The sequence below is a fragment of the Azospirillum endophyticum genome (assembly GCF_016595245.1).
Classification (GTDB): Bacteria; Pseudomonadota; Alphaproteobacteria; order Azospirillales; family Azospirillaceae; genus Azospirillum; species Azospirillum endophyticum.
Genome location: NZ_JAENHM010000007.1, coordinates 18,384 through 40,162 on the forward strand (window position 1 = coordinate 18,384; position 21,779 = coordinate 40,162).

23 protein-coding genes are annotated in these 21,779 nt (G+C 66.5%); 11 read left to right on the forward strand and 12 right to left on the reverse strand.

Annotated features, from left to right (window positions below; genetic code table 11):
* Positions 1–24 precede the first annotated feature (24 nt).
* From JHL17_RS01635 to JHL17_RS01655, 5 genes are all read right to left on the reverse strand, one after another.
* Positions 25–870 carry an FTR1 family iron permease gene (locus tag JHL17_RS01635; protein WP_200190313.1) on the reverse strand — a complete coding sequence of 282 codons (846 nt, stop codon included), beginning with the start codon at positions 868–870 and terminating at the stop codon, positions 25–27.
* Positions 871–909: 39 nt separating this feature from the next.
* Positions 910–1,257, reverse strand: a complete 348-nt coding sequence (locus tag JHL17_RS01640; protein WP_200190314.1) for a cupredoxin domain-containing protein — start codon at positions 1,255–1,257, stop codon at positions 910–912.
* Between the two features lie 179 nt (positions 1,258–1,436).
* Positions 1,437–1,850: a GFA family protein gene (locus JHL17_RS01645; protein WP_200190315.1), complete on the reverse strand. Its 414-nt coding sequence runs from the start codon at positions 1,848–1,850 to the stop codon at positions 1,437–1,439.
* Positions 1,847–2,302 (reverse strand): GFA family protein, encoded by a 456-nt coding sequence (locus JHL17_RS01650; RefSeq protein WP_200190316.1) that lies wholly within the window; start codon positions 2,300–2,302, stop codon positions 1,847–1,849. The genes JHL17_RS01645 and JHL17_RS01650 overlap by 4 nt, the downstream gene beginning before the upstream one ends.
* A gap of 3 nt (positions 2,303–2,305) precedes the next feature.
* Positions 2,306–2,521, reverse strand: a complete 216-nt coding sequence (locus JHL17_RS01655; RefSeq protein ID WP_247893255.1) for a DUF1127 domain-containing protein — start codon at positions 2,519–2,521, stop codon at positions 2,306–2,308.
* Between the two features lie 195 nt (positions 2,522–2,716).
* On the opposite strand from JHL17_RS01655, the gene JHL17_RS01660 reads away from it, so the two are divergent.
* The 6 genes from JHL17_RS01660 to JHL17_RS01685 all read left to right on the forward strand — a co-directional run bounded on the left by JHL17_RS01660 (position 2,717) and on the right by JHL17_RS01685 (position 9,190).
* On the forward strand, positions 2,717–3,604 hold the full coding sequence (locus JHL17_RS01660; protein ID WP_200190318.1) for a transcriptional regulator GcvA: 888 nt from the start codon (positions 2,717–2,719) through the stop codon (positions 3,602–3,604).
* A gap of 57 nt (positions 3,605–3,661) precedes the next feature.
* On the forward strand, positions 3,662–4,639 hold the full coding sequence (locus JHL17_RS01665) for an aspartate carbamoyltransferase catalytic subunit (protein WP_200190319.1): 978 nt from the start codon (positions 3,662–3,664) through the stop codon (positions 4,637–4,639).
* Positions 4,636–5,943 (forward strand): dihydroorotase, encoded by a 1,308-nt coding sequence (locus tag JHL17_RS01670; protein ID WP_200190320.1) that lies wholly within the window; start codon positions 4,636–4,638, stop codon positions 5,941–5,943. Before JHL17_RS01665 ends, JHL17_RS01670 begins: the two co-directional genes overlap by 4 nt.
* A 4-nt stretch (positions 5,944–5,947) precedes the next feature.
* Positions 5,948–6,547 (forward strand): glycerol-3-phosphate 1-O-acyltransferase PlsY, encoded by a 600-nt coding sequence (plsY, locus tag JHL17_RS01675; protein ID WP_200190321.1) that lies wholly within the window; start codon positions 5,948–5,950, stop codon positions 6,545–6,547.
* 230 nt (positions 6,548–6,777) lie between these two features.
* A complete protein-coding gene (locus tag JHL17_RS01680; RefSeq protein WP_200190322.1) occupies positions 6,778–8,730 on the forward strand; it encodes an acetoacetate--CoA ligase in 1,953 nt (650 codons plus the stop codon).
* Between the two features lies 1 nt (position 8,731).
* Positions 8,732–9,190, forward strand: coding sequence for a hypothetical protein (locus JHL17_RS01685; RefSeq protein WP_200190323.1), 459 nt, complete (start codon positions 8,732–8,734; stop codon positions 9,188–9,190).
* Between the two features lie 49 nt (positions 9,191–9,239).
* Here JHL17_RS01685 and JHL17_RS01690 read toward each other — a convergent pair whose 3' ends face one another.
* The gene (locus JHL17_RS01690; protein WP_200190510.1) at positions 9,240–10,241 is read right to left on the reverse strand and encodes a TerC family protein; all 1,002 of its coding nucleotides are present in this window, start codon (positions 10,239–10,241) and stop codon (positions 9,240–9,242) included.
* Positions 10,242–10,676: 435 nt separating this feature from the next.
* On the opposite strand from JHL17_RS01690, the gene JHL17_RS01695 reads away from it, so the two are divergent.
* The 4 genes from JHL17_RS01695 to JHL17_RS01710 all read left to right on the forward strand — a co-directional run bounded on the left by JHL17_RS01695 (position 10,677) and on the right by JHL17_RS01710 (position 14,049).
* Positions 10,677–10,952, forward strand: a complete 276-nt coding sequence (locus JHL17_RS01695; protein ID WP_200190324.1) for an HU family DNA-binding protein — start codon at positions 10,677–10,679, stop codon at positions 10,950–10,952.
* A 34-nt stretch (positions 10,953–10,986) separates the two neighbouring features.
* The gene (locus JHL17_RS01700; protein ID WP_200190325.1) at positions 10,987–11,397 is read left to right on the forward strand and encodes a Ros/MucR family transcriptional regulator; all 411 of its coding nucleotides are present in this window, start codon (positions 10,987–10,989) and stop codon (positions 11,395–11,397) included.
* 754 nt (positions 11,398–12,151) lie between these two features.
* Entirely contained in the window at positions 12,152–13,042 is an 891-nt protein-coding gene (rpoH, locus tag JHL17_RS01705) for an RNA polymerase sigma factor RpoH (RefSeq protein ID WP_200190326.1), read from the forward strand.
* Between the two features lie 368 nt (positions 13,043–13,410).
* The gene (locus tag JHL17_RS01710; protein WP_200190327.1) at positions 13,411–14,049 is read left to right on the forward strand and encodes a GNAT family N-acetyltransferase; all 639 of its coding nucleotides are present in this window, start codon (positions 13,411–13,413) and stop codon (positions 14,047–14,049) included.
* A 63-nt stretch (positions 14,050–14,112) separates the two neighbouring features.
* Here JHL17_RS01710 and JHL17_RS01715 read toward each other — a convergent pair whose 3' ends face one another.
* On the reverse strand, positions 14,113–14,601 hold the full coding sequence (locus JHL17_RS01715) for a hypothetical protein (RefSeq protein WP_200190328.1): 489 nt from the start codon (positions 14,599–14,601) through the stop codon (positions 14,113–14,115).
* Positions 14,602–14,863: 262 nt separating this feature from the next.
* Here JHL17_RS01715 and JHL17_RS01720 point away from each other — a divergent pair, with 262 nt between their 5' ends.
* Entirely contained in the window at positions 14,864–15,961 is a 1,098-nt protein-coding gene (locus tag JHL17_RS01720; RefSeq protein ID WP_345773735.1) for an alpha/beta hydrolase, read from the forward strand.
* A gap of 21 nt (positions 15,962–15,982) precedes the next feature.
* On the opposite strand, the gene JHL17_RS01725 is transcribed toward JHL17_RS01720, so the two are convergent.
* The 5 genes from JHL17_RS01725 to JHL17_RS01745 form a co-directional block, all read right to left on the reverse strand.
* Complete coding sequence (locus tag JHL17_RS01725) at positions 15,983–16,846, reverse strand: alpha/beta fold hydrolase (RefSeq protein WP_200190330.1); 864 nt, start codon at positions 16,844–16,846, stop codon at positions 15,983–15,985.
* Between the two features lie 32 nt (positions 16,847–16,878).
* Positions 16,879–17,766 (reverse strand): lytic transglycosylase domain-containing protein, encoded by an 888-nt coding sequence (locus JHL17_RS01730; protein ID WP_247893256.1) that lies wholly within the window; start codon positions 17,764–17,766, stop codon positions 16,879–16,881.
* Positions 17,767–17,853: 87 nt separating this feature from the next.
* Entirely contained in the window at positions 17,854–19,995 is a 2,142-nt protein-coding gene (uvrB, locus tag JHL17_RS01735; protein ID WP_200190331.1) for an excinuclease ABC subunit UvrB, read from the reverse strand.
* Between the two features lie 135 nt (positions 19,996–20,130).
* Positions 20,131–20,523 (reverse strand): DUF6285 domain-containing protein, encoded by a 393-nt coding sequence (locus JHL17_RS01740; RefSeq protein ID WP_200190332.1) that lies wholly within the window; start codon positions 20,521–20,523, stop codon positions 20,131–20,133.
* The gene (locus JHL17_RS01745) at positions 20,523–21,620 is read right to left on the reverse strand and encodes a phosphotransferase family protein (RefSeq protein ID WP_200190333.1); all 1,098 of its coding nucleotides are present in this window, start codon (positions 21,618–21,620) and stop codon (positions 20,523–20,525) included. The genes JHL17_RS01740 and JHL17_RS01745 overlap by 1 nt, the downstream gene beginning before the upstream one ends.
* Positions 21,621–21,779: the final 159 nt, after the last annotated feature.

The following is a 21,779-nucleotide window of genomic DNA, read 5'->3' on the forward strand; positions in this document are numbered from 1 at the left end:
GGCCATACATCTTCATGCAATTGATTATTCGGCCGCCGACGCTACGCGCGAACGGTTGGACGGCGGGTTGCCGCTGGCCGCCCAGCGGGTCAGCAGGAGGATGGCGACCACGACGCCGACATAGGCGATCAGCTGGGCTTCCGTCGGACGGTCGGTGTAGCCGACCAGGACATGCAGGGCCTGCCCGACGAGGCTGTTGTCGCGCAGGATGCCGGACGTGTCCCACAGCACGGTTCCACCCGACATCAGGATGCCGCCCTGCGCCAGGAAATTGACCGCCGTCGCCGCCATGCCGGCGGCCAGCAGGGTCAGCAGCCAGGTGGTGGTGGCGAACAGGTGACGCGTCGGGATCTGTACCAGCCCGGCATAGAGCAGGACCGAGACCAGCCCACCGAGCGCCACGCCGCCCAGCCCACCGGCCGCCACGGTAGCGATGCCTCCCTCCTCGGAAGCCAGGATGCCGGTCAGGAACAGCACGATCTCCGAGCCCTCGCGCAGCACGGCGACGCCGATCACAATCGCCAGCGCCGCCAGCGATTTCTCGCCGCTCTGCACCGCATGTCCGACCGCTTTCATGTCGCGCGCCAGTTCACGGCCATGCTGCGCCATCCAGGCGTTGTGCCAGGCCAGCATGACCACCGCGATCAGCAGGACGGTCGCGTTGAACAGTTCCTGCCCGGTATCCGCGAACATCGAGCTGATCGCGTCCGCGAAGGCGGCGACGATGCAGGATCCGACGATGCCGCCGACGATGCCGAGCGCGATCCAGCGTCCGCGCCCGGGCACTCCCTGGGTCGCGGCCAGCACGATGCCGACGATGAGGCCCGCTTCGAGGACCTCGCGAAAGACGATGATCAGACTGGCGAGCATGGTCGTCTCCGGTACGGGGCGGTCTGCCTCAAGGCTGCGTCACTCGGCGATCACGGCGCCCTGCGCCGTCGCCTCGTGGAATTCACCGAAGAAGGGATAGCGCCCCGGCTTCAGCGGACCGACCATGACCTTGATCTGCTTGCGGCCGCCGACGATCTTCTCGACCTTCATCTCGCCGCTTTCGAACTCTTCCGACGTGGCGTCCTGGTTGTCGACCAGCAGGGTCACCCGCTTGTTGGCGGGGATCTTGACCTCGGCCGGCTCGAACTTGTGGTCCTTGATGACGATGGTCACCGCATCGTCGGCCCGCGCCGGGGCGGAATGGATCAGGGCGGCGCCGGACAGGGCGACGGCGCAGGCGGCGGAGAGCAGGGAGACACGGCGCATTCGCGGAAAACCTCGGGGGCTGATAGGCCTTTGCAGCTGAAAATCATTCTCACCCTAGTCTTCCAGGGTCAAATGAAAAGGCCCCTTCGGCGTCCGCAACGCACCTGCGACGGAAACGCGCACCCTCCCGGGATGCGGCCGTCTTCAACCGTCGCCTCGTGACTTGAGCCCCTGCCCGCCTACTCGGCTTCCGATGATCCGGGGAACTGTTCCAGTCCATCGGTGATGTCGTAGTAATCGGCCTTCCCGGCCACATAGCCGTGCCGCAGCGTCGTCAGTCCGGTCGGCTGATCCAGGCTGCCGGCGGCGATCTCGATCTCGGTCTTGCCGTCGCCCTTCCAGAACAGGGAGGAACCGCAACGGCCGCAGAATCCGCGTTCCGCGATGTCGGAGGAGCGGAACCAAGCCAGCGTGCCGTCTGCATCGAAGGTGACGGTGTCGCGCGGCACGGTGACGTAGGCGCCGATATGCCCGTGGAAACGGCGGCACTGTCCGCAATGGCAGGTCACCACCCCATCCGGCCGTTCGGCCAGCAGGAAGCGCACGCCGCCGCACAGGCAGCCTCCGGACAGCGCGTTACCCCGTTCCGTCATTCCACGACCTCCCCCGTGCTGGTCCGGCGTTCGACGCCGTCGTCGCCGATGTCGTAATAGGCACCCTTTTGGTCGACGAAGATGTGGCGCTCCACCCACAGTCCGGACGCATCGTCGAGGCTGCCGGCGGTCACGGTGATGCGCGGCCCGCCCTCTCCTTCGGGCTGGCCAACCGCCTCCCAGAACAGTCCGGCGCCGCAATGCGCGCAGAAGCCGCGCCGCGCCCGGTCGGAAGAGGCATACCACGTCAGCGTCGCGTCGTTCAGCAGACGCAACGCCGCACGCGGCAGGCCGGTGTAGGCGCCGACATGGCTGTGCTGGCGCCGGCATTGCGGGCAGTGGCAGAAGGAGATCGGCTCCGGATGGATGTCGATGGCATAGCGCACGCCGCCGCACAGGCAACCGCCGGTCCAGACCCGCTCCCCCTCCCCGCCCTTCGTCGCTTCGCCCACCCCTCAGCCCCGCCAGAACGGCTTTTCGGCTTCATGGTCGGCGTCGGCGCGGGAGATGCCGATGTCCGACAGCAGGTGGTCGGGCAAAGCCTCCAGCGCCCGGCGCTGCCGGCGGCGCTCGTTCCAGGTCGCGAGGCGGTCGAACAGGGCGACGACCTGCTGGCCCAAACCGGTGCCCGCCGGAAGCGGCTTGCGGACGAACAGCTCCGCGCCGGACATAGAAGAGTGCGTTCCCTTTGCCATGATCCGTTTCCCTTGGCTGGATGGGGAGCGGGGCTTCGGCCTCGCCGCTCCGGTTGTCAGATCGCTTGTGGACTTGAGAATGGTGCAGAGGCGGCTTGCCGACAAACGACCCTTTCTCATAGAATCGATTAGCTCTTCTAATCCGAAACCACCCCCCGGTCCGGTTCTCTCATGTCCCGCCGCCTGCCTCCGCTGAACGCGCTCCGCGCCTTCGAAGCCGCTGCCCGCCATCTTTCCTTCACAAAAGCCGCCGACGAGCTGCATGTGACCCAGGCCGCCGTCAGCCACCAGATCAAGGCGCTGGAGGAGTGGCTCGGATTACCGCTGTTTCGCCGAATGAACCGGGCGCTGGCGCTGACCGAAGCCGGGCAGAGCTATCTGCCGCCGGTGCGCGAAGCGATGGACACGCTGTCCCAGGCGACCGACCGGCTGATCCGCGCCGACAGCAGCGGCACGCTGACCATTTCCACCATGCCCAGCTTCGCCTCGAAATGGCTGGTGCCGCGGCTGATGCGTTTCCAGAAGCGCCATCCGGAGATGGACGTGCGGGTCCACAGCACGGCGCAGGTGGTGGATTTCGCCCGCCACGACGTCGATCTGGCGATCCGCTTCGGCAACGGCCTGTGGCCGGATCTGCGGGTCGAGCGGCTGCTGACCGAGGATATCTTCCCGGTCGGCCATCCGTCGCTGCTGTCCGGCAGCCGGCCGCTGGTGAATCCGGACGATCTGCGGCACCACACGCTGCTGCATGACGACTACAACATCTCCTGGGCGGTGTGGTGCCGCTCGGCGGGGATCGAGGGGGTGGACACCGAACGCGGCCTGCGGTTCGACGATTCGTCCTTCACGCTGCAGGCCGCGATCAACGGCCATGGGATCGCGCTGGCCCGCGGCGTGCTGGTGGCCGACGACATCGCGGCCGGGCGGCTGGTCCGCCTGTTCGAGGTGCGGCTGCCGGGAAGCCTCGCCTACTACGTGGTCGCGCCGCAGCATTATTTTTCCCGGCCCAAGGTGAAGGCCTTCCGCGACTGGCTGTTCGAAGAGGCGGAGGCGGTCTGAAAAGCGCCGCCTTGAACGGCTTGCGGGCGTAACGGACCGCTCCTATAGTCCGCGCCCATGAGCGCGACCCCGCCCCCCGACACGGTCTTCCCGCACCGCCACCTCCTCGGAATCGAGGGGCTGCGGGCCGGCGAGATCACCCGCATCCTCGACCTCGCCGATGGCTATGTCGAGCAGAACCGCCGCCCGGTGAAGAAGTCCAACCTGTTGGACGGCCGCACGCAGGTGAACCTGTTCTTCGAGAACTCCACCCGCACCCGCACCAGCTTCGAGCTGGCCGGCAAGCGGCTGGGGGCCGACGTCATCAACATGTCGACCGACAGCAGCTCGGTGAAGAAGGGGGAGACCCTGATCGACACGGCGATGACGCTGAACGCCATGCACCTGGACGCGCTGGTGGTGCGCCACGCCGATTCGGGCGCGGTCAAGCTGCTGGCCGACAAGGTCAACTGCTCGGTGATCAATGCCGGCGACGGCCACCACGAGCACCCGACCCAGGCCCTGCTCGACGCGCTGGCGATCCGCCGCCGCCTCGGCCGGCTGGACGGGCTGATCGTGGCGATCTGCGGCGACATCCTGCACAGCCGCGTCGCACGCTCTAACATCCACCTGCTGAACGCCATGGGGGCGCGGGTGCGCTGCGTGGCGCCGCCGACGCTGCTGCCCTCGCAGATCGAGAGGCTGGGCGTCGAGGTCCACCACTCGATGAAGGCCGGGCTGCGCGATGCCGACGTGGTGATGATGCTGCGCCTGCAGACCGAGCGGATGAGCGGACAGTATGTCCCCTCCACCCGCGAATACTTCTACTTCTATGGCCTCGATTACGAGAAGCTGGAGGTCGCGAAGCCCGACGCGGTCATCATGCATCCCGGTCCGATGAACCGCGGCGTGGAGATCGATTCGGAGGTCGCCGACGACCTCAAGCGCTCGATGATCCTCGATCAGGTGGAGCTGGGCGTCGCCGTGCGCATGGCCGTGCTCGACCTGCTGACCCGCGAACGCCGACAATCCGACCTTGCGGGAGCCGCCCGATGAATGCGCCGACGCCTCCCCGCATCGTCTACCGCAACGCCCGCCTGCTCGACCCGGCAACGGGACTCGACCAGCACGGCGACCTGCTGATCGACGGCGAGACCATCGCCGATTTCGGCCCCGGCCTGTTCGGCGACTCCATGCCCGAGGGCGCGGAGGTGATCGACCTCGGCGGCCAGTGCCTCGCCCCCGGCCTCGTCGACATGCGCGTGCTGATCGGCGAACCCGGCGAGGAAGAGAAGGACACGATCAAGAGCGCCTCGCGTGCCGCGGCGGCCGGCGGCATCACCGCCATGGCGCTGCTGCCCAACACCGATCCGGTGCTGGACGAGGTCGCCGGGCTGGAGTTCATCGCGCGCCGCGCCCGCGAGGTGAAGCTGGTCAAGGTCTTCGCCTACGGCTCCGCCACCCGCGGCACCGAAGGCAACGAGATCACCGAGATGGGCCTGCTGGGCCAAGCCGGCGCGGTGGCCTTCACCGACGGCACCAAGGCCATCGTCAGTGCCAAGACGATGCGCCGGGCACTCAGCTATGCCAAGACCTTCGGCAAGCTGATCGTCCAGCATCCGGAAGAGCCGTCGCTGGCGTCGGGCGGCATGATGAATTCCGGCGAGATCGCCACCCGCCTCGGCCTCGTCGGCATCCCGCGCGAGGCCGAGATCATTATGATCGAACGCGACCTGCGGCTGGCCGAACTGACCGGCGGGCGCCTGCACTTCGCCCATGTCTCAACGGGTGAATCCGTCGACCTGATCCGCCGCGCCAAGGCGCGCGGGCTGACGGTGACCTGCGACACCGCCCCGCATTACTTCGCCCTGACCGAGACCGACGTCGGCGACTACCGCACCTATGCCAAGGTTTCCCCGCCGTTGCGCGGCGAGATGGACCGCCGCGCCATCGTCGAGGGTCTGGCCGACGGCACCATCGATGCCATCGCATCCGACCATGTGCCGCAGGACCAGGACCAGAAGCGCTTGCCCTTCGCCCAGGCCGCTCCCGGCGTCATCGGGCTGGAAACCCTGTTCCCGCTGACGCTGGAACTGGTCCACAAGGGCAGGATGCCGCTGTTGAAGGCTCTGGCTTGCGTCACCGCCAACCCGGCGGCGATCCTCGACCTGGCCGTCGGTCGCATCGTCAAGGGCGCGCCGGCCGATCTCGTGGTCTTCGACCTCGATGTGCCATGGCGGATCGACGTCAGCCGCTTCCAGTCGAAATCGAAGAACTCGCCCTTCGAGGACCGCCCGGTCCAGGGCCGGCCGCTGCGCACCATCGTCGACGGCCGCACCGTCTGGCAGGCGGAGGGCTGATCCGGTGCCGACACTCGTGCTTGCCGCCCTGCTGGGCTACCTGCTGGGCTCGATCCCCTTCGGGCTGGTGCTGACCCGGATGGCTGGCCTCGGCGATATCCGCCAGATCGGTTCCGGCAACATCGGCGCCACCAACGTGCTGCGCACCGGCAACAAGCCGCTGGCGCTGGCCACCCTGCTGCTCGACAGCGGCAAGGGCGCCATCGCAGCATTGCTCGCCCTGTGGTGGGCCGGGCCGGAAGCGGCAGTGCTGGCCGCCGGCGGCGCCATGCTGGGCCACAGCTTCCCGGTCTGGCTCGGCTTCAAGGGCGGCAAGGGCGTGGCGACGGCACTGGGCGTGCTGCTGGCGGTGTGCTGGCCGGTCGGACTGCTGGCCTGCCTGACCTGGATCGTCATGGCGGCGCTGTTCCGCATCTCGTCCCTGTCGGCGCTGACCGCGCTGGGCATCAGCCCGCTGACCGGCTGGTATTTCGGCGGACCGCTGGTCGCCGGCCTCTGCCTGTTCATCGCGGTTCTGGTCTTCATCCGGCACGAGGCGAACATCCGCCGCCTGGTGAAAGGCGAGGAGCCGAGGATCGGCGCCGGCAAGAAAAAGGCGGCCTGAACGGGCGGCACCGGAAGGCGGCGGGGAGGAAACTTCCCGCCGCTTCTGTTTTCAGCTCCTTGATTCCGTTGCCTTTGCCCCTGCCTCCCTATCCCTTTTCGTCCAGCCGGGGAAAGACAACCGGCGTGGCCATGCGCTATGCTGCACGGCAATCCGGGGCACGAACAAGCAACCCGGCAGGAGAGCCGGCGGCTGGCGCCGGCGAAGACGAGACGCTGAGGGAATCGAGAATGGACACTCCGCTGTGGAGCCCGAGTGAGGAGCGCATCGCGCAGGCCAACCTGACCGCTTTCCGCGAGGCGGCGAATGCGCGATTCGGACTGCGGCTGGACGATTACGACGCGCTCTACAACTGGTCGATCGCGGAGAAGGAGCGATTCTGGCGCTTCCTGTGGGAATGGGCCGGGCTGACCGGCGACCTCGGCGCCGTCGATCTGCTGGACGGCGACAGGATGCCCGGCGCCCGCTGGTTCCCGGAAGCCAGCCTCAGTTATGCCGAGAACCTGCTGGCCGGTGCGCCCGACGAAAACGCCGTCGTCTTCTGGGGCGAAGACAAGGTGAAATATCGCTGGAGCGGAGCGGAGCTGAAGGCCACCGTCTCCCGCCTGCAGCAGGCGCTGAAGGCCAAGGGCGTCGGCAAGGGCGACCGCGTCGCCGCGATCATGCCGAACATGCCGGAAACCTTGGCGGCGATGATCGCCACGGCCAGCCTGGGTGCCGTCTGGTCCTCCTGCTCGCCCGATTTCGGCATCCAGGGCATCACCGACCGCTTCGGCCAGATCGAACCGAAGGTGGTCTTCGCCCCCGACGCCTACTGGTACAACGGCAAGAGCCACGATGTCCGCGCCAAGCTGGCCGAAGTCCTGAAGGACCTGCCGACCGTCGTCGCCACCGTCATCATCCCCTATGTCGACAAGGCGCCGGACTTGTCGATGATCCCGGCCGCGGTCGGATTCCAGGAATTCATGGCGCCCCACGCGGCGAACGAGCCCAGCTTCGAACGGGTCGCTTTCGACCACCCGCTGTTCATCCTCTATTCCTCCGGCACCACCGGAAAGCCGAAATGCATCGTCCACGGTACCGGCGGCGCCCTGCTGCAGCATGTAAAGGAGCATCGGCTCCACTGCGATCTCAAGAGCGGCGACCGGCTGTTCTACTTCACCACCTGCGGCTGGATGATGTGGAACTGGCTGGTCACCGGTCTGGCCAGCGGCACGACCCTGGTCCTCTATGACGGATCGCCCTTCGCTCCCAGCGGCAACATCCTGTTCGACTATGCCGATGCGGAGCGGGTGACCCTGTTCGGCACGTCCGCCAAATTCATCCAGTCGCTGGAGAAATCGGGGCTGGAGCCGATCAGGACCCATTCTTTGGTAAGCGTACGGACGCTGACCTCCACCGGATCGCCGCTGATGCCGGAGAATTTCGAATTCGTCTATCGCTCCATCAAGCAGGACATCCACCTCGCGTCGATCAGCGGCGGCACCGACATCATGTCCTGCTTCGTTCTGGGCAATCCCATCTCCCCGGTGTGGACGGGCGAGATCCAGACGCGAGGCCTGGGCATGGCGGTGGAGGCGTTCGATGACAGCGGCGTCGCTGTCCGCGGCGAAAAGGGCGAACTGGTCTGCACCCGCCCCTTCCCCAGCATGCCCATCGGCTTCTGGGCCGATCCGGACGGATCGAAATACCGGTCCGCCTATTTCGACCGCTTCGCCAATGTCTGGGTCCACGGCGACTTCATCGAACAGACCGTGCATGGCGGCTGGGTGATCTACGGGCGGTCGGACGCCGTGCTGAATCCGGGCGGCGTGCGCATCGGCACGGCGGAGATCTACCGGCAGGTCGAACAGCTGCCGGAGATCATGGAGGCGGTCTGCATCGGCCAGGAATGGGACGGCGATGTCCGCGTCGTGCTGTTCGTCGTCCTGCGCGAGGGCATGACGCTGGACGAGGCTCTCGCCGCCACCATCCGGAAACGGATCAAGGACAATTGCTCCCCCCGCCATGTGCCGGCCAAGATCGTGCAGGTCACCGACATCCCGCGCACGCGCTCCGGCAAGATCACCGAACTGGCGGTACGCGATGCCGTCCACGGCCGTCCGATCAAGAATACGGAGGCTCTGTCGAATCCGCAGGCGCTCGATGAGTTCCGCGAACGGACGGAACTGAGCGGGGCATGAGGTGACTGCGGCCCTGTTCCTCGACCTGGATGGCGTGCTCGCCGACTTCGACCGCGGCGTCGTCGCGGCCACCGGCAAGCGGCCGGAACAGCTGGCGATGAAGGAGATGTGGCGGGCTCTGTCCCGCCACACCGACTTCTTCGGCACGCTGGAGTTCATCCATGACGCGCAGGAGCTTTGGCAGTTCTGCGCCCCGCACCAGCCGACCATCCTGACCGGCCTGCCGCTGGGCAGCTGGGCGCCCGAGCAGAAGAAGCGCTGGGTCGCCCGCATGCTGGGGACCGATGTTCCCGTCATCACCTGCATGGCCCGCGACAAGGCCCGTCATGCCAGTCCAGGCGCCATTCTGGTCGACGACCGCGAGAAGGCGCGTGACCCGTGGGAGGCGGCCGGTGGCCGCTTCATCCTCCACCGCAACGCAGCGGAAAGCATCGCCGAACTGGTGAAGCTGGGGTTCTGACGGGGAGAGGAGGCGCGGGAACCGCGTCCTCCGCCCGCCTGCCGTGGCGTTACTCCGCCGCAGCGGTCCTGGTTTCCCGGCTGGTCTTCCACAACGACACCACCACGCCGCCGCCGATCAGGGCGAAGGTGACGCCCAGCGCGATCAGCGGATCGGGTTTGCCGAAGAATTGCGTGTAGAAAATCTTGCCGCCGATGAAAACCAGCACCAACGCCAGCGCATATTTCAGATAACGGAAGCGATGGACCATCGCGGCGAGCGCGAAATACAGCGCACGCAGGCCGAGGATGGCGAAGATGTTGCTGGTATAGACCAGATAGGGATCGGTGGTGATGGAGAAGATCGCCGGCACGCTGTCCACCGCGAAGACCAGATCGGCCAATTCCACCATGATCAGCGCCAACAGGAGCGGCGTGGCCGCCCAACGCACGGCACTGCCGCCATCCGCCGTCGCCACGGGCTCCTTGACGACGAAATGATGACCGTGGAAGCGGTCCGTGACGCGCATATGACGCTTCAAGAACCGCAGCACGGCATTTTCGCCGAAGTTGGTTTCCTCGTCTTTCGCGAACAGCATCTTGATGCCGGTCAGCAGCAGGAAGCCTCCGAAGACATAGAGGATCCAGTGGAATTCCGATACCAGGGCGGCGCCGGCACCGATCATCAGGCCGCGCAGGACGATGACACCCAGGATACCCCAGAACAGCACCCTGTGCTGCAACTCGCGGGGAACCGCGAAATAACTGAAGATCAGTGATATGACGAAGACGTTGTCCAGAGACAGGCTTTTTTCGACGAAGAAGCCTGTATAATACTGCAAACCGGCCTCGCCGCCCATCGACCACCAGACCCAGCCGCCGAACAGCATGGCGACTGCGATGTAGAAGGCGGAGAGCTTCAGGCTTTCGCCGACCCCGATCACGTGGTCGCGCCGGTTGAGAACACCCAAGTCCAACACCAGAAGCGACAGAACGATACCAACGAAGATAAGCCAAACCCATACCGGTTTTCCCAGAAACTCCAGGAGAACCGGCGCAATAACGCTGTCCATTGCAAAACCCACTTGATGACGCTGCGTGAGCGGTGAGATCAAGCGGTTCCGACATCACGACCGACGCCTCGATCGCCAGAGGGGCCCGGATCCGAACTTCCTCGCAGATGGTGTCGCCGAGCCGGTCGTCAAGATGGTCCAAACAGCGCAAGTGTCGGCAAAAGCAAAACAACCGCACCGCGACTTCCCCTCGCCTTCGCGAGTCGCGCGCCCGGTATCGGTCGAGGGGGTATGAGGTTACGGAAAACTGCGGCCGATACGGTCCGACCGCCGTCGGGACTCGGCTCTTGATGCAATGCCGCCACAGATGGCAAACGAATGACGGTCAAGAAAAACACCAGCGGTTGCCCAATCCCTGTTCGCTCTTGTGCGGATGGTGCCGTTCTGCCAATAACTCCGAAAAACCGAAACCAAACCGAACAAATGGAGTTTTGCATGAACCAGGCCGAGCTGATCGAAACCGTTGCCACCAACGCCGGCATCAAGAAGGCCGACGCGGCCAAGGTCGTTCAGACTGTGTTCGAGGGCATCTCCGGCGCGCTGGGTCGCGGGGAAGATGTGCGCCTGGCCGGGTTCGGCATCTTCGAGGTGGCTGAGCGCGCCGCCCGTGAAGGCCGCAACCCGCGGACGGGCGAAGTCGTGGCGATCGCCGCCTCCAAGGCTCCGAAGTTCAAGCCGGCCAAGCAGCTGCGCGATCTGGTCAACGGCTGATACGCCTGCAACCACGCCCCAGGGGAGCGCAGCCATGACCATCGATCAAACAGAACTGCAATCGCTGACCGCGAAGGTCGTCGCCGCCTATGTCGGCAACAACTCGGTGCCGGTCCACGATCTGCCTGCGCTGATCAACAGCGTTCAGGTGGCATTCCGCAATCTGGGCGACGACAAGCAGGTTCCGGCCAAGGCCGAACTGGTTCCGGCGGTCGCGATCAAGAAGTCGGTCACGCCGGAATACATCGTCTGCCTGGAAGACGGGAAGAAGCTGAAGATGCTGAAGCGGCATCTGAAGACCGTCTATGACATGACGCCGGACGATTATCGTGCCAAGTGGGGGCTTCCGCCGGAATATCCGATGGTCGCCCCGAACTACGCCAAGGCGCGTTCCGAGATGGCCACCAAGCTCGGACTTGGCCGCAAGCGCGCGGCTGCCGAATAATCGGCCGCCACATATCGTCGAAGAAAAAGGCACGCCCCAGGCGTGCCTTTTTCTTTTGCCCTGTCGATGGACGGGCCAAGGCCATGGACGGGCGGGAGGCAACGGAGATGTCGGCTGCCGAAGCGCCGGACTTACAGCCGGACTACCCCGTTGCGATCGACATCCTATGACCAATGTTCGGGTGGCGAAGCGGGTCGGCCTTCCCATCTAGGGTTCCGGTATGGTTGATGGGTCCCGGGCGGTCCTATCCCCCTCCTCACCGCAGAGGCATAGCCGCCTCACGCTATCCCAACCGGCCGGTGGCCTATGTGCCGCCGATCCATTCCGGGAGTGCGGTGTATCGGCGGTGACCCGCAAGGGCCTCACCCAGCCGATCGGAGAGGCCGCCCTCGCCCGGACGTTACCTGGCCGGAAGTCATAGGTCATAGGATTGCCTCCTCTCCCAGACTGCCGGTGCGGGTGGAAGAAGAGCCTGGGTATACGCCGAAAAACACCCGGAACACGCCCTTTACAGGGTTGATCGGTCGCATTTTCGCGGCCACATTAACAGTGTCAAAAGGACGCAGTTCCTTACGACACCGGGCAAAATACAAAATCCTTACAAACCAAAACCAGCCAAAGCCGAAGCGACGGACGATATTCCTGCGTCCGCCGATGGAGCATCGCCTCTAAGGCGACCCCCGCCATGGGCCCCGACATGGGCCGGCCTTCGAAAAGAGGCTGCCCCAGGAAGCGTTGGAGAGGAGGCATTCGCGTGCTGAAGAAACTGCTGACCGGTGAAAACGCCAGCTTGACCCGCTACATCGAGGAGTCCAAGCGCTTTCCCATTCTCGCGCCGGACGTCGAGCGTGACCTCGCCGTCGCTTGGCGGGAGCGCGGAAGTCCGCAGGCCCTGGAACAGCTCGTGGGCAGCCATCTCCGCCTCGTCATCAAGATCGCCCGCGGCTTCGGTGGCTACGGCCTGCCGCTCGTCGATCTGGTCGCCGAAGGCAATGTCGGCCTGATGCAGGCCGCCCAGAAATTCGATCCGCAACGGGGCTTCCGTTTCGCCACCTACGCCACATGGTGGATCCGCGCCGCCATCCAGGAATACATTCTGCATAGCTGGTCGCTGGTGAAGATGGGCACCACCGCCGCCCAGAAGAAGCTGTTCTTCAACCTGCGTCGCCTGAAGAGCCAGATGGCCGAATTGGAGCAGGGTGACCTGTCGCCGGAGACCGTGGCTACCATCGCTGCCGAACTGGACGTCCCGGAGACCGAAGTGGTGGAGATGAATCGCCGCTTGGCCGCCAATGACAGCTCGCTCGATGCCACACTGTCGACCGACGGCGAAACCAACTGGCTGGAACTGCTGGCCGACGATCGCCCGACCCAGGACACGATGCTGGCCGATGCCGATGAGCTGGCGTTGCGCCGCCGGCTGGTCGGACAGGCGCTGGACCGGTTGGATGCCCGTGAACGCCGCATCCTGTTCGAGCGCCGCCTGAAGGACGATCCCTCCACGCTCGAGGCGCTGAGCCAGCAATTCTCGGTTTCCCGCGAACGGGTCCGCCAGATCGAGGTTCGGGCGTTCGAAAAGCTCCAGAAGGCCGTTCTGAGTGCTGCCCAGGCCCTGCGCCGCCCGGCCACGCCGATGGTGGCCTGACCGGCCCCGTAACCCCATTCCCCTATCCGGGGCCGCGGCTTCGGCTGGGGTCTAATGTGAGGCCGCCCCCCGGTCGACCTCACATCGTTCCCGCGGGCCCTCGGGCTCGCCTGTTGCCTCCAGACCTGTCACCTCGATGCCGGCGGCGCCCTTGGCTCCGCCGGCATTTTCTTATCTGGATGCAGTTCCGTTCTGTCCCGACTCTCCGGTTGCCTGGCCCCTGATGCCGGGCGGCGGGTGCCGCTTGGCCGAAAGCCTTATCCCGACCGCGCAGCATGGGAACGACCGCCTGCCGTGTAGGGTTGTCTGCGAAGCCGCCGTCCCATCGGCGGCGGGGTGCGGGGAAGAACCTGCGAGGCATCGGCATCATGGCAACAGCACACCGCCGCGTCGGCATCTGCGGCACGGCCAGCAATGACTGCGCCGGAACGGAAGCGGGAGACGGCAACCGCTCGGTCCTTGCACTGCCCGTGACGATCCGTCCAGCGGTGCAGGACGATTTGCCGGACCTGGAATGGTACGGTCTGCACACTCCCCATCGGGAAATCATCACCGGGGCCTTCCGGCTGCAGGAACGCGGCGACGGCGCCATGCTGCTGGCCGACGTCAACGGCTTCCCGGTCGGGCAGATCTGCATCGACTTCCTGCGCAAGCGGCCGAGCGGCCGCGCTACCCTATGGGCCCTGCGGGTGTTCCAGCCTTTCCGTGGTCTCGGGATCGGCGTCCGGCTGCTGCAGGCTGCCGAGCGTGTGGTGATCCAACGCGGGGTACCTTTCGCCGAACTGGGCGTCGACCGCGACAATGCCGGGGTCCTGCCCTTCTACGAGCGTCTGGGATATGAGCATTGCGGCCGTGAGCGCGGACAGTTCCTTTATCACACGCCGGCGGGACGGCTGGTCCGCGTCGCCATCGATCAGTGGCTTCTGCACAAGCGCCTGCCGGACGATAAGGCCGCTGCCGGCGTGGGCTCCGACGGCAGCCGCAGCTTGAGGCTGGCCAAAGAATAGATCGGATTGCGCAGAATCGGCCTCGATTTCACAGCTGTGTCCGACCGCCGAACCCGCCGGCCGCTATTCCGCGGCCAGCGGCATGCCGCTTCGAACCGGTACCAGCCGCGCCGGCCTGCGGCGCGGCAGAAAGATGCGGGCGCCGTCCAGTATGCCTGCCAGTTCGCCCATCGCGTCGGTCGCCATGCACGACGCCACCGGAGGAAGCCAGCGGTCGAGCAGCTGCGCCGCCACTTCGGAGTCGCCGCCTTGAACGGCAGCTAGTGAATCCAGCAGGGCCGCCTCGTCGACGCTGATCCGGCTGCAGGCGGGGCAACGGATCTCCGGCTTGCGGGCACCGGCCACCGCGAAGGTGCCGAGCAGAGCGAACAGGGGCAACAGCGCCGTGTTCGGCACGCCTGCGACATTCAGCCCGATGCGCATCGACGCCATGGCCCCGGCGGTGCCCGCGCGGAACCACTGGCGGACGCCGGTCAGAAGAGCCCGTTCGGCCGTCGTCAAATCCATCACCGTCCAGGGCGACGACCGCCCCACTTCCTCGGTCCCGCACATGCCGATGCTCCTCATTCCGGTTGCAGGACCATACTACCACCGCTCGTCATTTATTGCGAGTCATTCTTAATTGCGTTTTTCCCTGTGACAAAATTGGCCCGGCCGTGACGGCGGGAGTGCTGGAAAGGTCGCGTTAACGAACCACGGCAATCCTGAACCGACTCGCAGTACAGGGGGATCGCTGGGCATGAGGCGGAGGATTCGGGGGGCTGTTCTCGGACTGGTCGCGGCAATCGGACTTGCTGTTGCGGGAGGCCTGACGGTGGCCCATCCGGCAGCGGCGCAGATCGTCCTGAAATCCGCTTATGGAGAGGCATCGCTGGCCGGACCGGCCAAAGCGCGTGGTGCCATTGTATGGAGCCATGGTCGTTCGGTGGATTCCGAGGATTCGGAGGCCCCTACCCCACTCTACATGAAAGCGTTGCGCGACGCCGGCTGGGATGTCTACCGGCTGGACCGCATGCGCGTCAGCGACACGCTGCCCAACAGCTCCCGCGCGCTGGCCGGCTACTCGGAGGCGCTGAAGGCCAAGGGCTACCGCCGGGTCGCCCTGACCGGCCAGTCCTTTGGTGCCTTCATCTCCTTGATCGCCGCCGGGCAGACCAACGCCATCGACGCCGTCGTCGCCACCGCGCCAGCCGCCTTCGGCAACTTCACCGAGGCCTTCGACAGCTATCGCGAGAACGCGGCCCAACTCTGGCCGATCCTGCGCGAAGTCCGCCGGGCGCGGGTGATGATGTTCTTCTTCCACGGCGACGACTTCGATCCCGGCGGGCGGGCCGATCCCGCCCGCAACATCCTGTCCCAGCGCGGCTTGGGCAGCCTGATCGTCGACCAGCCTGCATTGCTGACCGGCCACGGCGCCGCCAACACCGGCCTGTTCGTCCGCCGCTTCGGCTCCTGCATCGTCCGCTTCGCCGAGGAGCCGCCGACCCCGGCCGACCCGCCCTGCGACGAGTCCTGGGGCCGCAGCCCCAGCGCGGAGATGCTGCAGGCGGCGGCCCTGCCCGCCAATGCCTCCGGCTCCGCCAAGGGCAACGACGCCACGACCGCGCTGCGCCCCTACATGGGCATGTGGTACGGCAGCTACATCAATGGCCGCGAAGTCGCTCTGTCGGTGGAGAAGGCGGAAGGCGACGCCGTTTATGCCGACTATGTGCTCGGCGCCGGCATGGAAGCCGACCAGCCTTCCGAGCGGGTACGCCGCAGGGGCCGGGTCGAAAACGGCGAACTGGTCTTCGACGAAAAGGGCCGCAACATCCTGCGCTACCGCATGCGCCCGGATGGCCGCATTGCAGCCAGTTGGCTGGACAAGGACGGCCACGGCCGGCTCGACACCGTGCTTCGTCGGGTGAACTGACGTTTCCGTAGCGGCGGGCGCTCAGCCCTCCGCCAGGAAATTGCGGACGATGGCGATCTGCTCGTCCGTCATCAGGGACGGGGCATGGCCGGTGTTGGGAAATTCCACCACGCGCACGAGACCCGCCGCCCCGGGTCCGCGTTCCGCCATCCGCTCCGCCGTTTCAGCACTCAGCAGGTCGGAGTCGGCGCCGCGCAGCACCAGCACCGGGCAGCGCACACGGTCCCACAGAGCCCACAGGTCGACATCGCCGATGGGCGCCGTTTTGAACGCCTCGCCGATGGTCGGATCATAGGCCAGGCGGAAACGGCCGTCGGGCAGCGGCCGGGCGCTGTGCTCGGCCATATGGCGCCAGCATTCGTCGCCGATCGTGCCGAACCCCATCAGGACGAAGCGCAGGTAGGATTCCAGCGCCGGCAGATCCTCGAACACCGGGTCCTTGCCGACGTAATCGGCGATCCGCTGCAACCCTGCCTGGGCGATGAAGGGACCGACATCATTGATCACCATGCGGCGGATCGGACTGTTGGACTGCGCCGCCAGTGTCATGCCGATCAGCCCGCCCATCGAGGTGCCGACCCAGTCGACCGTCTCCGCCCCCATGCGGGCGATCAGCGCGACCATGTCGGTGCAATATTGCGGATAGCCGTAGAGCGCGGGCACCGGCAACCAATCGCTGCGCCCACGCCCGACGACGTCCGGGCAGGCGACGCGCCAGCCATCGGCCAGCGCCAGAGCCAGCCTGTCGAAATCGCGGCCGTTACGCGTCAGCCCGTGGACGCAGACCGCCGTCCGCGCGGCATCGTCACGCCCCCACTGGGTGTAGGCGATCTTGTGGAACCCGGCGGCGCTGAGGCCGAGGACGTGGCGTTCGGACATCGGCACGGGCGGGGACTCCTGTTCAGGTTCGACGAGACTTATCCCTTTTTCGGCGATTTGGCGGCGCGTGGCAACTCCGCCTCCGCGGCGGCGCGGATCGCCGACAGGGCCGACGACGGCTCCGCCACCGAACGGTCGAAAGGATGGTTGAGCGCGTCGTAATTCCGGCGGATGACGCGGACATAGTTGCGGGTCTCGTCGTAGGGGGGAACGCCCTTGTAGCGGTCCACCGCCCCCTCGCCGGCATTGTAGCCGGCCAGCGCCAGCGTCACGTCGCCCTGGAAATAGGCCAGCAGCCAGCGCAGGTACTTCACGCCGCCGGTGATGTTCTCCTTCGGGTCGAAGACGTTGCCGACTCCGAAGCGGTCGGCGGTGTCCGGGATCAGCTGCATGAGCCCGGCAGCGTCCTTCGGCGACACCGCATCGGTGCGGAAGGCGCTTTCCGCCTGGATCACCGCCAGGACCAGCGCCGGGTCGATCCCGTATTTCGGAGCGATGGTGTTGACCAGCGCCACCACTTCGGCCGGAGGCGGTCCGACTTCGCGCACCGGACCGGCACCGGGGCGGCACCAGGGCCGGATACGCCCCATCCGGCCGGGAACATAGTTCACCAGCCGCCGGGCCTCCGGGTTCCCGCGCGACGCGGCGGCGCGCAGCCATGCGGTGCCGAGCCGCCGGTCCTTGCGCACCCCCTTGCCGAACAGGTAACGGCGGGCCAGGCGGAAGGCGGCACTGGCGTCGCCCTGCTCCGCCAGTTCGCAGTCGGTGGATTTGGTCTTCAATGACGGCGGCGACAGCTCGGCCACCGCCTTCGGCTTGGCCGCGGATTGGGCATCCGCCGCCGCGGCGATGGGGGCGGACGCGGCACCGGCACCCCACAGCGCCAGTGCAATCAGCGGCACCATCGCGACACGACGAACCAGCAAACCTCGACCCTCCTGCGAACCCGCTTCATCCTAACGGGAAGCGCAAGTATGGTGATGCAACTTATTGCGGACAAGGGGCGCCGGGGGTCACGGTCCCCGACGACGGCGACCCTGCTTCTTCGGGGCGCCTTCTGGAATGCCCCGGCCCTGGCGGGCGCTGCTGATGCCGATGCTGCCGGGAGTCTCCAACCCCAGATCCATCGCCTCGAGCCGGCGCAGTTCGTCGCGCAGGCGGGCAGCCTCTTCGAACTCCAGGTCGGCGGCGGCCGCACGCATACGCTTTTCCAGATCGGCGATGACGGTCTTCAGGTTGTGCCCGACCAGCTCGGTGGAGTTCATGCCGGTCTTCACCGTCACATGGTCGCCGCGCTCGAACACGCTTTCCAGAATGTCGCCGATGGCCTTCTTCACCGATTCCGGCGTGATGCCGTGTTCGAGGTTGTAGGCCATCTGCTTCTCGCGGCGGCGCGCCGTCTCGTCGATGGCGTATTTCATGCTCTCGGTGATCTTGTCGGCATAGAGGATCGCCCGCCCATCGATGTTGCGCGCCGCACGGCCGATGGTCTGGATCAGCGAGGTCTTCGACCGCAGATAGCCCTCCTTGTCGGCGTCCAGAATCGCCACCAGCGCGCATTCCGGAATGTCCAGCCCCTCGCGCAGCAGGTTGATGCCGACCAGCACGTCATAGGCGCCGAGCCGCAGGTCGCGGATGATCTCGATGCGCTCCAGCGTCTCCACGTCGGAGTGGATGTAGCGCACCCGCAGGCCCGCCTCGTGCATATATTCGGTCAGCGCCTCCGCCATCTTCTTGGTGAGCGTGGTGACCAGGATGCGATAGCCCTTGGCGACGACCTCCTTGCACTCGCCGATCAGGTCGTCGACCTGGGTCTCGGTCGGGCGGATGATCACCGGCGGGTCGATCAGCCCGGTCGGGCGGACGAGCTGCTCGGTGAAGACGCCGCCGGTTCGCTCAAGTTCCCACGGACCGGGAGTCGCGGAGACGAAGACCGTCTGCGGTCGCATGCCCTCCCATTCCTCGAACTTCAGCGGGCGGTTGTCCTTGCAGCTCGGCAGGCGGAACCCGTAGTCGGACAGGATCGTCTTGCGCGCCAGGTCGCCCCGGTACATGCCGCCGATCTGCGGCACCATGACGTGGCTTTCGTCGACGATCAGCAGGGCGTCATTCGGCAGGTATTCGAACAGCGTCGGCGGCGGCTCGCCGGGTGCCCGGCCGGTCAGGTAGCGCGAGTAGTTCTCGATGCCGGCGCAGGCGCCGGTCGCCGCCATCATCTCCAGGTCGAAGGTCACGCGCTGTTCCAGCCGCTGGGCCTCCAGCAGCTTGCCCTCGGCGCTGAACTCCTCCAGCCGGATCTTCAGGTCCTTTTTGATCTGGCCCAGCGCCTGGTTGAGCGTCGGCTTGGGAATGACGTGGTGGCTGTTGGGGTAGACGCGCACGGCCTCCAGCGATGCCAGCTTCTCGCCGGTCAGCGGATCGACCTCGTGGATCGCCTCGATCTCATCGCCGAACAGGGAGATGCGCCACGCGCGGTCCTCCATGTGGGCGGGGAACAGCTCCACCGTGTCGCCGCGCACCCGGAACAGGCCGCGCCCGAAGGAGGCGTCGTTGCGCTTGTATTGCAGTTCGGTCAGCTTGCGCAGCAGCTCGGGCTGGGAAATGATCTCGCCCTTGCGCAGGTCGACGGTCATCTCCGAATAGGTCTCGACCGAGCCGATGCCATAGATGCAGGACACCGAGGCGACGATGATGACATCGTCGCGCTCCAGCAGTGACCGCGTCGCCGCGTGGCGCATACGGTCGATCTGCTCGTTGATCGAGGATTCCTTCTCGATGTAGGTGTCGGTCCGCGCGACGTAGGCTTCCGGCTGGTAATAGTCGTAGTAGGAGACGAAGTACTCCACCGCGTTGTTCGGGAAGAACGACTTCATCTCGCCGTAGAGCTGTGCCGCCAGCGTCTTGTTCGGCGCCAGCACCAGCGTCGGCCGCTGCATCGCCTGGATGACATGCGCAATGGTGAAGGTCTTGCCCGATCCGGTGACACCCAGCAGCACCTGATCCTTCTCGCCCTGCTGGAGGCCGCCGGTCAGTTCCTCGATTGCGGTCGGCTGGTCGCCGGCAGGCTTGAATTCCGACGAGATGACGAACTGCTTTCCTGCCTCCAGCTTCGCGAGCGGCTTGGCGGGAATGGCGGACAGGACGGGACTTGCCATGGGGCGGCGATCCGATCAGAAGAAGGGTACGGAACGGGAACCGATTATATGGCCGTAACGCCCCCGTCTGTCGAGCGCAGGCTGGGCGGCACTGCGCCCCACGCATGCGGGATGCAGTGTCGACCCGAACCCAGCCTACTGCTGTCCCAGCGCCTTCGGGTTCGAGATCCCCAGCCGCGCCTCTACGATGGCTTCGAGCGAATCCATCAATACGTCCTGGCCGTCCTGGTCGAAGTCGCCGGCGGCGATCTCGATGCAGAGCCTGTGCTGCAGCGCCTCCACCCGCCGGCGCAGCTCGTCGCCGGACAGCGCGTCGTCGGCGTCCTCGCCGTAGAGCAGGGCGAGGGCGTCCAGCATGGAATGGCCGGCGGCGTCCAGCCCCTTGAACTCCCGCTCGGCGATGTCGAGCGCATTGGCGACCATCAGCGCGGCGAAACGCGCCTCTGGCGCCACATGGGGAAGAACGTCGCTGCGGAAGGTGGAGGCGGCGATCTGCAGCAGCCCGCGGGCGTCGGGATTGGCGCGCATCAGGCCACCTTCTCCACGGCGCCAGGCGCCATGCCGGCCGCTGCCATGCCGCCGATGGCGCGGAGATGGCGCAGCATGTCCATCTCGATCTCCGGCAGCATCCGTCCGGTCAGCGCCAGTTCCAGCGAAGGCTCGGCGTCGGAGCTGTGGCGCAGCCCCTGCTCCACCGCGATGGCCGCCCAGCGCAGATAGGCTGCCGTCTCCCAATAGGCGACGCGCGCCGGATCGACGCGGCGGCCCGAAGTCTCCTCATAGCCGGCATAGAAGTCCGCCCGGTCGGCGATGCCGCCCGCCTCGCGGTCGAGCCGGCGGAAGCGCCAGGAGCGGGCACAGAACCAGCCGAGATCCTCCATCGGATCGCTGAAGCCGGCGAACTCCCAATCCAGGATCGCGGCCAGCGCCCCGTCCTTGACCAGATAATTGCCGGTGCGGAAGTCGCGATGGCACAGCACCACCGCCCCCGGCAGCGGCGCGTTGACCTCCATCCAGCGCAGCCCCCAGGCGATCACCGGATCGCGGCGCGCCAGGTCGCCGAACCAGCGGCGGTACTGCGCCAGCGTTTCCTGCGCCGGGCAGTCCGGCGCGTCGCCCAGCCGGTCGAGCCCCTCGGTCTCCGGCGTGATCCGATGCAGCAGGCCGAGCTGCCGGCCAAGCTCGCGCGCCAGCTCCGGCTGGGCCGCTTCCGAGCGGGTCACCGCATGGCCGGCACCCAGCCCTTCAACCCGGCGCATGATGTAGAAGTCATGACCCAGCACCGCCGGGTCGTCGCAGGCGATCAGCGGCTCCGGCGCCATCACCCCGGCGGCGAAGGCGGCGCGCAGCACCACGAATTCCCGCAGCTTGCCGATGCTGGCGGAGATCCGCCCGCCGCCCTCGGCCCGCAGCACGCAGGCATGGCGGCCGGCCAGCGGTCCGCCGACGATGTCCAGCGTCACCGCAAGGTTCAGGGAGATCGCACCGCCGCCGAGCCGGCCATCCTCCGTCACCGTGACACGGGATGCGCCGGCCTGCGTGGCCAGCCAGCTCTCCAGTCGGACCCGGTTGTCGCCCGACAGCAGCGAAGGCGGGAATTGGTCGGACGCTTTGACGACGTGCATGGCGTTCTCCCTCGAAGGATGGCTGGCGCGTTGGCTCGCGCGTCTTTGTCCGTTTGAGCCGCCGATGGTAGGCACGAACCGCTGTTGCCGACAAGTTTCACCTTGGTGGGAAAAGCGATACCACCCCCAAAAAAGTCGGCCCCTCCCCCGCCGGGCAGG